The following is a 14463-nucleotide window of genomic DNA, read 5'->3' on the forward strand; positions in this document are numbered from 1 at the left end:
TATCTCGTCTCAGAAGTCAGCCGTCAGGGACAGGTCGATCTCGTCGTCGCTCATCCCGGCGATCTCCTCGAACAGCCGCTGCTCCACCAGTGCGGCGAGCAGTTCGACCGTCGGGTGCTCGAACAGGTCACGGACCTGGACCGGGCAGTCGAAGGCGGTGCGGAGCCGGGAGGCCACCGCCACGGCGCGCAGCGAGTGCCCGCCGAGGGCGAAGAAGTCCTCGTGGACCCCGATGGCGGGCAGGTCCAGCACCTCGGCCCAGATCTGGGCCGTCACCTCTTCGGTGGGGGTCCGCGGGGCCACGGAGGCGGCGGGCGCGGGGAGTTCGGGGTCGGGCAGCGCCGCGGTGTCGGTCTTGCCCTGCACGGTCAGGGGCAGGGAGTCGAGGACCACGAAGGCGGCCGGGACCATGTAGCCGGGCAGCCGGGTGCGGCACCAGGCGGTCAACTCCTCGACTCCGAGGCCCGCTCCGGCCACGTAGCCGACGAGGGCGCGGTCCCCGCGCATTTCTCGGACCAGGACGGCGGCCCCGCGCACGCCCTCGTACTGTTCGAGGACGGCCTCGATCTCACCGGGTTCGATGCGGAAGCCGCGGATCTTGACCTGGTGGTCGGTCCGGCCGAGGAACTCCAGCTCCCCGTCCGGCAGTCGGCGCACCAGGTCACCGGTGCGGTAGAGCCTGCCGCCGGCGGCGCCGTACGGGTCGGGGACGAAGCGCCGGGCGGTCAGTGCGCTCTGTCCGAGGTAGCCGCGGGCCAGTTCGGCGCCGCCGATCAGGAGTTCGCCCGGCACGCCGACCGGGACGAGCTCGTCGTGCGCGTCGACGACGTAGAGCCGCCGCTCGCCCCAGGCCCGGCCGATCGGCACCCGGCCCGCGACCGGCTCGGTGACCAGGTGGGACGTGGCCGAGATGACGGATTCGGTGGGGCCGTAGGTGTTCTCGACGGGCACGTCGGGCAGGTGGGCGAACCACCGTTCCAGCGGGGCCGAGGGCAGCGCCTCCCCGCCGGTCACCACCAGCCGCAGGCTCTTGAGGTCGCCGGCCACCGCATCGAGGCGGGCGGCGATCTCCTCCCAGTAGGAAGGGGTGACCTCCATGACGGTCACTCCCTCCGCCCGGACCTGCTCGGCGAGTTCCTCCACCGTCCACACCTCGTCCGGCCGGATCACCACCGTGCCCCCGGCGGCGAGTGCGGGCAGGATCTGTTCGAGGGAGGCGTCGAAGGAGTGGGAGGCGAAGTTCAGCACCCGGTCCTCGGCGCTCACGCCGAACCGCTCGCCGGCGGCGCGGGCGTGCGCGGCCAGCGCGTGGTGCTCCACGCCGACCGCCTTGGGGCGGCCGGTGGAGCCGGACGTGAAGATGACGAAGGCCAGTTCGCGCGGGTCGGGTACGTGCCGGGGCGCGTCGGGATCGGGCCGCACGTCCTCCACGCGGAGCACCGGGCGCCCCAGCGCCGCGGCCAGGTCGGCGGTCGGGCCGTCCGTCACGACGTACCCGACCCCGGCCTGTTCCACCATGAAGCGCAGCCGCTCCTCGGGCAGGTGCGGGTCCAGCGGTACGTACGCCCCGCCCGCCCGCCAGATCGCGGCCATCGCCGTCACCGACCAGGTGCTCCGGCGCAGGCACACCCCGATCGGCGTGTGCGGGGCCGCCCCGGCCGCGGCCAGCGCCCGGGCCAGGCCGCCGGTCAGCGCGTCCAGCTCGCCGTAGCGCACGCTGTCCTGCCCGCACACCAGCGCCACCGCACCGGCCTCGCCCCGCACCGCGAAGGGCGGCGCGGTGGCGACCGTCGGCGAACCAGCGGCCCCTGCGGTGAGCTCGGCGCGCTCGGCGGCCGACAGGAGCTCCAGGCGCCCGACGGGCCGCCCCGGGTCGGCCACGACCGCGGCCAGCACCCGGCCCACGTGCCCGGCGAACCGGGTCACCGTCCCGGGGTCGAAGAGGTCGCTCGCGTACTCCACGTTCAGCGCGAACCGGTCCGGATAGAGCAGGAAGGTGGCCGTCAGGTCGAACTTCGCCGAGCGCCAGGGCAGGACGAAGTGCTCCACCTCCAGCCCCGCGACCCGCGGCCCGCCGGTGGCGCTCTCCTGTACGTCGAACATCACCTGGAAGAGCGGATTGCGCGAGGGGTCCCGCTCCGGACGCAGCTGCTCCACCAGCCGCTCGAAGGGCACCTCCTGGTGGTCGAAGGCCCCGAGCACCGACTCCCGGACCCGACCCAGGAACTCCTCGAAGGTCGGTTCGCCCGACAGGTCGGCCCGCAGCACCACCGTGTTCACCAGCAGCCCCACCAGCCGCTCCAGCTCCACCTGGCCGCGACCCGCCACCGGGGTGCCCACCGCCAGGTCCCGCTGCCCCGACCAGCGGGCCAACACGACCTGGGTCACCGCCAGCAGCACCATGAACCGGCTCACCCCGAACCGGCGGGTCAGCTCGCCCAGCCCGGCCGCCAGCTCCGCGGGCAGGTCCACCTCGACGGCGCCGCCCCGGCCCGACCAGAGCGCCGGACGCGGCCGGTCCGTCGCCAGCTCCAGCGCGGGCACCCCGGCGAGGTGGCGCTCCCAGTAGTCCAGCTGCCGCTCCAGCACCTCGCCGCTCAGCCGGTCGCGCTGCCAGACGGAGTAGTCCCCGTACTGCACCGGGACCGGCTCCAGCGCCGCCGGCTCCCCGGCCAGTCGGGCCCGGTAGCAGGCCGACAGCTCGCCGATGATGATGTCCTTGGACCAGCCGTCGGTGGCCGCGTGGTGGAAGGAGAGCACCGCCACGTGGTCCTCGGGCCCCAGCTCCCACACCCCGGCCCGCAGCAGCGGCGGGTGCTCCAGCGCGAACCGCCGGGTCGCGAAGGCGAAGGCCTGCTCGCGCACCTCCCCGAGCCGTACGGACTCCTCGCCGGGCGCGGCCGCGCGCCACTCCAGCGGTACGCCGACCCCCTCCACCACCTGCTGCACGGGTCGCCCGTCCCGCTCGGTCAGCGTCGTGCGCAGTGCCTCGTGCCGGGAGAGCACCTCGTCCAGGGCGCCCTGCCAGGCCGCCCGGTCCAGGCCGCCGCGCATCCGCCAGGAGAACCACAGCACGTACGCGTCACCGGCCTCCGACATCCGGTCCAGGAACCACATGCGCTCCTGGGCGAAGGACTGCGGCAGCGGCCCGGAGCGGTCCACCGGGACCACCGCGGTCGCCCCCGCCTGCCGGGCCGCCGCCACCAGCGGCCCGAAGGAGCGGATGCTGGGGTTCTCGAACAGGGTGCGCAGTTCCACCTCGCGGCCGAGCCGCTCGGCGATCCGCGAGACCGCCATGGTGGCCAACAGCGAGTGCCCGCCCAGGTCGAAGAAGCCGTCGTCGATGCCGACCCGGTCCACGCCCAGCACCTCGGCCCAGATCCCGGCGACGACCCGCTCGCTCTCGTTGCGCGGGGCGATGAACTCGGCGCCGCTCGCCTCCCGGTCGCGGTCCGGGCGCAGGGCCGGCAGCGCAGCACGGTCGAGCTTGCCGGAGGCGTTCACCGGGAGCGCGTCGAGGGACACGAAGTCCGCGGGCACCGCGTAGTGCGGCAACCGCTCGGCGCAGAAGGCGCGCAGGACGGGGGCCGGGACCGGGCCGTCGGCGCCCACCACGTAGCCCGCCAGCGCCGTACCGCCCTGGGCGTCCGGGCCGGTGGCCACCGCTGCCGCCACCACCCCCGGGCACTCCAGCAGGACGGCCTCGACCTCGCCGAGCTCGATGCGGAAGCCGCGGATCTTGACCTGGTCGTCGGTCCGACCGAGGAACTCCAGCTCCCCGGTGGCCAGTCGGCGCACCAGGTCGCCCGTGCGGTAGAGCCGCCCGCCGTCCCCGGCGAAGGCGTCGGGCACGAACGCGCGCGCGGTGAGACCGGGCCGGCCGAGGTAGCCGCGGGCCAGCTCCGGTCCGCCGATCAGCAGCTCGCCCGCGACCCCCTCGGGGACCAGCTCGTCCCGCGCGTCCACGACGTACGCCCGGCGCCCGCCCAGCGGGCGGCCGATCGGCACCCGGGCCGCCGCCGCCTCGCCCGTCGCCGGGCCCGCGATGTCGTGGACGGTCGCGGTGACGGTGGTCTCGGTCGGGCCGTAGGCGTTGACCACCCGTACCCCCGGCACCCGGGCCCGCCAGGCGGCCAGCGCACCCGCCGGGACGGACTCCCCGCCCAGGATCAGCAGGCGCAGGGGGGCCAGTGCCGCGGCCGAGGCGTCGGTGAGGGAGAAGGCGAGCTCGGTCCAGTAGGTCGGCGGCAGGTTCACGACGGTGATCCCGTGCCGCTCGACGATCGCGGGCACCCGGTCGGGCAGCCACTGCTCGTCGGGCCGGACGATCAGGGTCGCCCCGCAGCCGAGCGCCGTCAGCAGCTGGTCCAGGGAGGCGTCGAAGGAGAAGGAGGAGAAGGCGAGCACCCGGTCGGCCGCGGTGATCCCGAACTCCGCCCGCGCCGCGGCGACATGGGCGGCCATCGCCCCGTGCTCCACGCCGACCGCCTTGGGGCGGCCGGTGGAGCCCGAGGTGAAGATGACGTACGCCAGCTCCCGCGGATCCGGTGCGTGCCGGGGCGCCGCGCCGTCCGCGCCCGACCCGGGCCGCACGTCCTCCACGACCAGCACCGGCGCGCCGAGCTCCCGCGCCGTCGGCCCGGTGGCGGCATCGGTCAGCACGCACCGCACCCCCGCCTCCTCGGTCATGAACCGCAGCCGCTCGGACGGCAGTTGGCGATCCATCGGCACGAACACGCCGCCCGCGCGCCAGACAGCGACCATCGCGGCCACGGACGCGTTGCCGCGCCGCATGCACACCCCGACCGGGGTGCCGGGCCGGACCCCCGCCCCGGTCAGGGCCGCGGCCAGGTCACCGGTCAGCGCGTCCAGCGCGCCGTAGCTCAGGGACTCCGCGCCGCAGACCAGGGCCGGCGCCTGCGGGGCTCCGGACACGGCGAACGGGGGCGCGGGAACGGTGGCCCCGGCTCCCGGGCCGCCCGCCAGCGCCACCAGGCGCCGGGCCTCCCCGCCGGGCAGCGGTTCCAGCTGCCGGGCGAGCGCCTCGACCGTGGCCGTGGGCGCGGCCACCACCGCGCGCACCAGGGCGACGTACCCCTCGGCGAACCGTTCCATCGTCGCGTCGTCGAACAGGGTGGTGGAGTACTGGAGCATGGCCGCGACATCGCCGTTGGCGCGCAGGCTGAGGTCCAGGAAGACGTCGAGCCCGGTGCCGCCGAGCGGCGTGGGGAGGAGGGCGACGTCCAGGTCGCCCAGGCGCGCCGGGGCGGGGGCGTTGTTGAGGAGGGTGAAGGAGGCCTGCGCGAGCGGGTGCCGGGACAGGTCGCGTTCGGTGACCACCTCGCCGACCACGCGGTCGAAGGGGGCTTCGGCGTACGAGAAGTCCTTCAGCGCCCCGGTCCGCACCCGCGCCAGCAGCTCAGCGAACGTCGGGTCCCCCGACAGGTCGGTGCGCAGCACGATGGTGTTCACGAAGGGGCCGATCAGCTCGGAGACCCCGGGCCGGCCGCGGTCGGCGAGGGTGGTGCACACCGCGATGTCCCGGCGGCCCGAGTACCGGCCCAGCAGGGCCTGGTAGACGGAGAGCAGCAGCATGTAGCGGGTCGCGCGGTGCTCGCGGGCCACCCGGTCGACCTCGGCGACCAGCGCGGCCGGCAGCTCGAAGCGGACCACGTCCCCCGAGCCGTCCCAGAACGCGGGCCGCGGCCGGTCGGTGGGCAGCGCCAGCGGGCTCGCCCCGGCCAGCCGCTCGCGCCAGTACCCCAGCAGCCGCTCCATGCGCGGTCCGGCGAGCCGCTCGGCCTCGGCGTCGGCGACGTCGGTGTACTGGAGGGCGGGCGCCGCCACGGCCTGTCCGCGGTAACCGGCGTCCAGTTCGCGCAGCAGCACGTCCCAGGACCAGCCGTCGACCGCGATGTGGTGGACCACGACGAGCAGCAGGTGCTCCCGCGGACCGAGCCGGGCGAGGGTGGCCCGCACCGGGTGCTCCGTGGCCAGGTCCAGGGGACGGGACAGCTCCCGCTCGAAGACCTCGGCGGCGTCGGCGGCGTCGGTCGGCTCCAGGGTGATCGCCGGGGCCGGGTCCACCCGCGGGACGGGCTCCCCGTCCACCGCGGTGAAGCGGGTGCGCAGCACCTCGTGCCGCGCGACGACCCCCGTCAACGCCCGTTCCAGCGCGGGGACGTCGAGGGCGCCTCGGATCCGCAGGGCCAGGGGGAGCAAGGAGTCGGTGGAACCTCGGGTGAGCTGGTCGAGGAACCACAGCCTGCGCTGCGCGAACGATGCCTTCACTGCGGGCCTCCAAGCGGTGTTTTCCACAACACTGCTGTCTGGGAAGGCCGGTCAGTAGGGAAGAAGAAGCAGCCCCGCACGCAGCCGTGGGGGTAGAAAGCGCAACGGCGGCGCCGCCCGCACGCGTTCGCGCTCGGGCGGGCCGCCGCCGCGGGGGTGCGTGGTCCCGGGTCGGACACGGGGGAGTCCGGCCGGGACCACGCGGCTCAGGGGGTGTCGCTCCCGCCCGGGACGTGGGGCGCGCCGCCCTCGTCGACCGCCACGAAGCGCAGCTCCGAGGTGTAGGCGGCGCCCTGGTCGTCGATCAGCCACGCCTGCTCGGGGCTGGGCAGCATCTCGGTGATCACGGCGCGGCCGTCCGGGTCGTTGCGGGCCAGCCGGCGCAGCGCCTTGGCCAGGATGTTGAGGTACACCGGGCTGTCGAAGTCGACGTAGAACGGCCGGGTCTCGGTGGGCAGGACCACGAACACGAAGCGCGGCAGACCGTGCCGTTCGCGCCACTGGCGAGCGCGCACGAAGCGGCGGGCCTCGTCCTTCTCGTCCGCGAAGTCGATCCCGTCCTGGGGCAGCCGCCAGGTCTCCCGGGCCACCACCAGCCGGTCGACGGTCACCCGCGGCGCGTGCTCCGCGTCCTCCGGCAGGATCTGGAACAGGTCCATCGCCAGTGTGGTCAGGACGTGCGCGAACACGTCCACCGCCGCGAATTCGGCGCCGTCGGGCAGCACCACCCGCAGCTCGCCGTCCTCGGCGCGGGTCACCGTGACGTCGGCGCTCAGGACCGAACGCGCCCGGGCCGGATCGGCGGTGAAGTCGACCAGCGCGACCTGGTAGTCCTCGGGCCGCACCAGGGCGTGCCGGGTGCGCACCGACAGGCGCGAGCGGTGCTCCTTGGGCAGCAGGGGCATCAGCCGGGGGCCGGGGTGGTCGCGGTCGGTGAGCGCGAGCAGCTCCCCGGCATCGGGGTGCTGGTGGACGAAGAGCGAGGAACCCAGCGTGTTGGCGGCCAAGTGCAGCTCACCCAGGACGAGTTCGAACTCGCCGCGGGCCACCGCGTCCGTGTCCGTCGCCGCGATCATGATGTCGGGGCTCAGATAGCGGGCGGCCGTCCAGCCGCCCTGCACACCGCCCGCCCGGCCGCCCCCGACCGGGTCGGCGCCCGCCCCGAACCGCTCGGCCACCGGCCCCGCGATGTCGGCCAGCGTCAGCCGGACCCGGCGGGCGTCCGGCGGCGGCGAGAGGATCGCCGCCCAACGCTCCCGGAACTCCCGTTGCAGCTCCCGCGTCTCGGTGCGCGCCGCCCCGTGCAGGATCGGCATGCAGGCGAACCAGAAGGCGGCCAGGTCCACCGGCCCCCGCTCCGCGAGGCGCTCGTACACCGGCGTCGCCCGGTCCATCACGGCCTCGGCCAGCCGGGCGGTGAGCCAGCCCGCACTGGTGAGCAGCGGCTCCAGCGGGGCGAGGGCCTCGTGCACGACCCGGCCCAGCCGGGCGCTCGCCGAACGGCGGCAGTCGGAGTACACCAGGGCCCGGCACGGCGCCGTACCGGCCGACTTCTCGCGGACGGCCGCGGTCTCGGTCAGCGCGACGAACTCGCCCTCCAGGGCGGTCATCGCCTCGACCAGGGCCTCGGGGCCCGTGGCGGCCGCCACCGCCTCCCGGCCGCGCTCCAGCACGTCCAGCGCGGCCAGGGCGCGCCCGCGCGCCGCCTCGTCACCCATCCGCTCCAGCCAGGAGCGCAGGAACCGCTCGGGGCGCGCGTCGGCGGGCACCTCCAGCTTCCACACCACCCACCTGCGGGTCACCAGGCCCGCCAGCTCGGTCGCGACGTCCACACCGGGCAGCGCGGCCGCGATCTCCCGCGCGCTGCGCACGCCGTCGCACAGGGCCAGCACGGCCGCGGCGCCGTCCCCGGCGAGCTGCGGCGGGCGACCGGGGACCAGCACCTCGGCGCCCGTGGCGCCCTCGACGTCCGCGAGGCGGACGAAGGGCACCCGGCGCGGAGCCACCCACTGGCGCAGCCCGGGGTCGGCCCCGATCGTCGCCGCGAGCGCGTCGACGGCCCAACTGGCGAAGTACACCTGGGAGTCGGCGATCAGGCCGGTCCCGGGATCGACGGCGATGCCGTCCGGGCCCGCGTCCTCCAGGTCCCAGCGGCCCCAGCCGACGGGGCCGAAGAAGCCGATGGTGTCGTTCTTGACGCAGAACCGCTGCCAGTAGTGCGCGACGAGCTCCTCGCGCTGGCGGGGCATGCTGGTGCGGGAAGCGGCGGTCGGCGTCCAGTTCAGGAACGGCGCGATCCCGGAGTTCAGCACCGGCCGGTTCTGCCAGGCCACGGCCTCCCGGAAGGCGGGCAGCCGGGCGATGTCCTGCAGGGCCAGCGCGTTGTCCACCGCGGCTTCGGCGAACAGCGCGCCGAACTCGCTCCAGCCCTCCCCGGCCAGCTGCTCGCCCTCGGGGAACTTGTCGGCCGCCGCGGCCAGCCCGGCCGGGGCCAGCCGCAGCACGCCCCGGGCCGGGAAGCCCGGCCCGCGCAGCGCGAACTGCTCCCACAGCCGCCAGCGGCCGCCCGGCAGGTACGTCTCGCTCATGGTCTGCCCCTCACGCCTGGACGAGGTCGGCGTCGACGACGGACGCCAGGTCGGCGGGGGAGGGGTAGGCGAAGACCAGCGCGACCGGCACCTCGACGCCGACCGCCTCCTCGATCCGCGCGGTGATGCGGAACGCGGTCAGCGAGTCCCCGCCCCACTCGTAGAAGTCGCTGTCCTCGTCGAGGCCGGCCTCGCCCAGGGTGTCGCGGTAGATGTCGAGCACCAGCTCCGTCAGCGCGGCACCGGTCAGGGTCGGGTTCAGGGACGTGGTCATGAGATCTCCTCCAGATACGGTTCGGTGGCCGCGGCGGCGGTGAGCGCCGCGGTGGTGTTGCCGCCCGAGACGATGGCGACGGCGCGCCCGGCGCCGCGGCCCGCGCGCAGCGCCCCGGCCAGGGCGACGGCTCCGCTGGGTTCCGCCTCGACCCCGCGCCGGCGCAGGAAGACGGCGGCGGCCAGGATCTCGGCGTCGGACACGGCGACGAGGTCGTCGACCCGGTCCCGGATGACGGGGAAGGTCACCGCGCCCGGCTGCTGCGCGCGCAGCCCGTCGGCGACGGTCTCGCTCGGCGCCAGCCGGACGGGCCGGCCCGCCGCCAGCGAACGGGCGTACCGGGGCGTCGCGGCGGGCTCCACGCCCACCACCCGGACCCGGTGCCCGTGGGCGGCGAGGCAGACCCCGGCGAGCAGCCCGCCCCCGCCGGTCGGCACGTAGACGGTCTCGACGTCGGGCACCTCGGCCAGGATCTCCGCCCCGACCGTGCCCTGCCCGGCGATCACGAGCTCGTGGTCCGAGGAGGGCACGAAGACCGCGCCGCCCTCCCGGGCCAGCTCCAGGGCCCGCTGGTCCCGCTCGGCGACCCCGCCCGGCACGGACACGATCCGCCCGCCCAGCGCCCGGATCAGCGCGGCCTTGGCCGGGCTGGCCCCGGCCGCCATCACCACGGTGACCTCGACCCCGAGCGGGGCCGCGAGCCGGGCCAGCGCGATCCCGTGGTTCCCGGAGGACCCGGTGACGATCCGGTCCGCGCCGAGCGCCAGGACGGCGTTGGCGGCCCCGCGCACCTTGAACGAGCCGCTGTGCTGGAGGTGTTCGGCCTTCAGCAGCAGCGCGCATTCCGAGCGCGGCCGCCCCGCGGCGCCCAGCCCCGGCAGCAGCGGGGTGCGCCGCACGTGTCCCGCCAGGCGTTCGACGGCCGCGTCCACGTCCGCCGGGCCCAGGGTGTCGATGGTCGTCACGCTCATGACCGGGTGCCTCCGCTTTCGGCCAGGGCACGCCGGTCGGCCTTGCCCCCGCGGGTGGTGGGTAGTTCGGCCAGCCGGACGAACCGGCGCGGCATCAGGTGCGGCGGCAGGGTGGTCCCCAGGTGCGCCCGCAAGGCGGTGTCGGGAACAGCGGCGTCCCCGGTGACGTGCGCGATCAGGAACACCCGCCCCTGCGCGTCGGTGTCGGAGGTGACCACGGCGCCCGTCACCGCGGCGTGGGCCAGCAGCGCGCCCTCCACCTCGGCCGGGTCCACGCGGTAGCCCCGGATCTTCACCTGCCGGTCGCCGCGCCCCAGGTAGGCCAACCCCCCGGGGCCGCCGCGGGCCAGGTCGCCGGTCCGGTAGAGCCGGGCGCCCGGCGGCCCCAGCGGGTCCGGCACGAAGCACTCGGCGGTCCGGGCGGGCCGCCCGCGGTAGCCCCGGGCCACCCCGGTCCCGCCGATGTACACCTCCCCGACGGAGCCCTCGGGCACCGGCGCGAGCGCCGCGTCCAGCAGCCGGACCACGACCCCGTCGATCGGGGTCCCGATCAGGTCGGCCGCGGTGTCGGGATCGGCCGGCACCGCGTACCGGGTCGAGGTCATCGTGCACTCGGTGGGCCCGTACTGGTTGACCAGCGCGCCCGGGACCAGCGCCCGGCCGCCCGCGGCCAGGAACGGCCGCAGCGACTCCCCGCTGGAGACCACCAGCCGCAGTCCGGCCAGCAGGGCGGCCGCGTCCGGCTGACCGGCCAGGAAGGACAGGAAGGACGGGGTCACGCTCAGCAGCGCGGTCACCCCTTCGGAGCGCACCACCTCCCCGAACTCCTGCGGCCGCAGCAGCGCCGAGCGCGGTACGACGACGAGGCGCCCGCCCGCCAGCAGTGGCGCGAAGGTGTCCCGCACGGAGGCGTCGTAGCCCAGCGGCGCGACCTGGAGGGCGACCGTGTCCGGCCCGAGACCGTAGTCGCGGACGACGAAGCGCAGGTACGAATCGAGACCCCTGTGCTCGACCAGCACCGCGCTCGGCTCCCCGGTGGTCCCGGAGGTGTGACTGACGTAGGCGAGGCCGCGCTCCTGCGGCTCCGCCCCGGCCGGGCCGTCGCCCGCCCCGACCGGACCCGGCCGGTCCAGCAGGACGGGCGCCCCCGCGATCGGCAGGTCCAGGCGCGCCGCCAGGTCCGACCGGGACAGCAGCATCCCGGCGCCGCCGCTGCGCACCAGCGCCGCCAGCCGCGGCGCGGGCTGCTCCGGGTCCAGGCCCAGGAAGGCGGCGCCGGAGCGCACCACGGCCGCCATCGCGACCACGGCGTCCACCCCGCGCTCCACCGCCACCGCGCACACCACCTCGGGGCCGGCGCCCCGGAAGCGCAGCACCGCGGCCAGCGCCTCGATCCGGGCGGCCAGCTCCGCGTACGTCAGCTCCCCGTCCGGGGTGGTGACCGCGACCCGGCCCGGGTGGTGGGCCGCGTGCGCCGCGATGTCGTCGACGAAGGTGCGCATCACGCGTCCCCGTCCGCCGCGGCGGGCACGGCGCTCCGGTCCAGTGCGCTCTGGTCGACGGCGACGAAGCGCAGCTCCGAGGTGAAGGCGTTGCCCTGGTCGTCGGTCAACCAGGCCTGCTCCGGCGTCGGCAGCATCTCGCTGACCTTCAGCCGGGCCTCCGGGTCCTTGCGGGCGAGCCTGCGCGCGGCCTTGGCCAGGATGGTCAGGTACACCGGGCTCTCGAAGTCGACGTAGAACGGCCGGGGTTCGGTGGGGGAGACCACGAAAACGAAGCGCGGCAGGTCGTGTTCCCGCTGCCAGTGGCGCGCCCGGACGTACCGCCTGGCCTCCGACTTCTCGTCAGCGAAGGTCAGTTCGCCGGCCGCGAAGGTCCACGTCTCGCGGGCCACGATCATCTTGTCGATGGTGATCCGCGGGGTGTGGTCCCCCTCGGGACGGATCGTGAACCGGTCCATGATCCGCTGGGTCAGGGTGTTCGCGTAGACGTCGAGCAGGGGGAAGGCGGTCCCGTCCGGCAGCACCGCCGTCAAGGTCCCCTCCCGGTCCTCCACCGCGACGTCCGCGCTGAGCACCGTGCGCGGCCGGTGCGGGTCGCCCGTGTCGTCGACCAGCGAGACGTAGTAGTCCTGCGGCCGGTCCAGCGAGGGCCGGCTGCGCGTGGACCACTTCAGCGGCAGCTCCTTGGGGAGCATCGGGAGCAGTCGGGGCTCGGGGAAGTCCCGCGTGGTCTCCGCGATCAACTGCGCCCGGTCGGGGTGCTGGTGGACGAAGAGCGAGGCGCCCATCGTGTTGAGCGCACTGTGCATCTCGCCCAGCACGAGCGCGAAGTCACCGCGCCCCACCGCCGCCGCGTCCTCGGCGAGGACCAGCACGTCGGGGCTGAAGTAGCGGGCCAGCGACCAGCCCGCACCCGGCTCCTCGAACTCGGCCCGCACCCGCTCGGCGATGTCCGCCGAGGACGCCCGCACGCTGCGCGCCCCCTCGGGCACCTCCAGGATGCGGGCCCACTTCGCCCGCATCTCCGCCTGGATCACGTCCAGATCGGCGTTCGCCTCGGCGTACGGCGACGGCAGACAGGCCAGCCACATCGCGCCCAGGTCCACCGGACCGCTCGCGTGCAGCCGCTCGTACACCTCGCGCAGCCGTACGCCCACCCGCTCGGTGAACCGGTTCGTCATCCAGCGCGCGGAGGTCAGGCACTGCGCCAGCGGCGTCAGTTCGTCGAGCAACGCGGTGCCCAGCGTGGCCGTCGCCGAGCGCCGGCAGTCGGAGTAGACCAGCCCGCGGCAGGGCGCGGTCCGCGCCCCCTTGGCCCGCTGGCCGTCGGTGTCGGTCAACCGCGCGAAGTCCGCCTCCAGCGCGCCCATCGCCTCGCCCAGCGCCTCGGCGTCCAGGCCGGCCGCCTGGACCGCGTCCCGGCCGCGCTCCAGCACGTCCAGCCGCTCCAGGGCGGACTCCCGCAGCGCCCGGTCGCCGACGCGCTCCAGGATGGCCCGCAGCTCCCGCTCGGGATAGGTGCTGCTCGGCACCTCCAGGCGCCAGTGCACCCACCGCTTGGACTGGAGCCAGGCGACGGTGTCGGACGCCTCCGCCTCGGTGATCCCGGCGGCCCCGGCGATCGCGGCCAGCGGCCGCGTCCCGTCGCACAGGTCGAGTACGGCCCGCGCGGCGTCGGTGATGGGCTGCGGCGGACGGCCGGGCAGCCGCACGGTCCGGCCCTCGGCGCGGACGAAGGACACCCGGCGCGGCGGGATCCACGCCTTCATCGCCGGGTCCGCGCCCAGCGTCTTGGCGAGCGCGTCGATGGCCCAACTGGCGAAGTACACCTGGGAGTCGGCGAGCAGACCCGTACCCGGGTCGACGGCGATGCCGTGGCTCGCGAGGTCCCAGCGGCCCCAGCCGACGGGGCCGAAGAAGCCGATGGTGTCGTTCTTGACGCAGAACCGCTGCCAGTAGTGCGCGACGAGCTCCTCGCGCTGGCGGGGCATGCTGGTGCGGGAGGCGGCGGTCGGCGTCCAGTTCAGGAACGGCGCGATGCCCGTGCGCAGCACGGTCCGGTTCTGCCAGGCCACCGCGGCGCGGAAGCGCGGGGCGGCGGCGATCTCCTGGAGCAGCTCGGCGGTGCGCACGGCGCCCGTGTCGAAGGTCTCGGTGAAGGCCTCCCATTCGGACCCGGCCAGCAGGTCCCGCGGCCCGAACTTGTCGGCTGCCACGGCCAGCCCGGGAGGCGCCATGCGCAGCACCCCTTCGGCGGGGAAGCCGGGGCCGCGCAGGGCGAAATGTTCCCACAAGCGCCAGCCACCCGTGGGCAGGTGCACGTGTTCCGGGACGTCCGTCATGGCGGAGGCTCCTTCCAGGCGGTACTGACTCCGCGCCGGGTACCGTCTTCGGCGTCACCCTGGCTCCCTCGAACCCTGCCGCCGCGGGGAGCGGGCCACCAGGGAAGGACGGGCAGCACCGGACACCGCCGCTTCTGCGCGTTTGTCTCTATGGCGGCCCGCGGTTCCGGGGCAGGCTGGGCGCGTCGAGGCGATCGAACGCGGGAGGGCCCAAGCGATGAGTGCCAGCGGTGAGAGCGGCTACCAGGTCGTGCGCAACGAGGAAGAGCAGTACTCCGTCTGGCGGCTGGACCGCGAGCTGCCGCAGGGCTGGCGGGCCGAGGGCGCGTCCGGGACGAAGCAGGAGTGCCTGGACCACATCGACGTGGTGTGGACCGACATGCGGCCGCTGAGCCTGCGCCGCCGGATGGCCGAGGCGGCCGCGGCCGCGGCCACCGCCTGAGCGGGGGCGGGAGCACGCGCACCCGCGCCCGACCGCGCACCTGTACGCGCGGA

7 protein-coding genes are annotated in these 14463 nt (G+C 75.4%); 1 reads left to right on the plus strand and 6 read right to left on the minus strand.

What is annotated here, in order from left to right; translation table 11 throughout:
• Positions 1 to 9: 9 nt before the first annotated feature.
• The 6 genes from ACIQWR_RS38055 to ACIQWR_RS38080 form a co-directional block, all read right to left on the minus strand.
• Positions 10 to 6291 (minus strand): amino acid adenylation domain-containing protein, encoded by a 6282-nt coding sequence (locus ACIQWR_RS38055; protein WP_404019660.1) that lies wholly within the window; start codon positions 6289 to 6291, stop codon positions 10 to 12.
• Positions 6292 to 6497: 206 nt separating this feature from the next.
• Positions 6498 to 8879: a lantibiotic dehydratase gene (locus ACIQWR_RS38060; protein ID WP_404019663.1), complete on the minus strand. Its 2382-nt coding sequence runs from the start codon at positions 8877 to 8879 to the stop codon at positions 6498 to 6500.
• 10 nt (positions 8880 to 8889) lie between these two features.
• Complete coding sequence (locus tag ACIQWR_RS38065) at positions 8890 to 9153, minus strand: acyl carrier protein (protein ID WP_404019665.1); 264 nt, start codon at positions 9151 to 9153, stop codon at positions 8890 to 8892.
• Positions 9150 to 10124 (minus strand): threonine/serine dehydratase, encoded by a 975-nt coding sequence (locus tag ACIQWR_RS38070; protein ID WP_404019667.1) that lies wholly within the window; start codon positions 10122 to 10124, stop codon positions 9150 to 9152. The genes ACIQWR_RS38065 and ACIQWR_RS38070 overlap by 4 nt, the downstream gene beginning before the upstream one ends.
• Positions 10121 to 11626 (minus strand): amino acid adenylation domain-containing protein, encoded by a 1506-nt coding sequence (locus ACIQWR_RS38075; protein WP_404019670.1) that lies wholly within the window; start codon positions 11624 to 11626, stop codon positions 10121 to 10123. Before ACIQWR_RS38075 ends, ACIQWR_RS38070 begins: the two co-directional genes overlap by 4 nt.
• Positions 11626 to 13968 (minus strand): lantibiotic dehydratase, encoded by a 2343-nt coding sequence (locus ACIQWR_RS38080; protein WP_404019673.1) that lies wholly within the window; start codon positions 13966 to 13968, stop codon positions 11626 to 11628. Before ACIQWR_RS38080 ends, ACIQWR_RS38075 begins: the two co-directional genes overlap by 1 nt.
• A 217-nt stretch (positions 13969 to 14185) precedes the next feature.
• On the opposite strand from ACIQWR_RS38080, the gene ACIQWR_RS38085 reads away from it, so the two are divergent.
• Positions 14186 to 14410, plus strand: a complete 225-nt coding sequence (locus tag ACIQWR_RS38085) for an MbtH family protein (RefSeq protein WP_404019675.1) — start codon at positions 14186 to 14188, stop codon at positions 14408 to 14410.
• Positions 14411 to 14463: the final 53 nt, after the last annotated feature.

This window comes from Streptomyces sp. NPDC098789 (assembly GCF_044759975.1).
GTDB lineage: Bacteria > Actinomycetota > Actinomycetes > Streptomycetales > Streptomycetaceae > Streptomyces.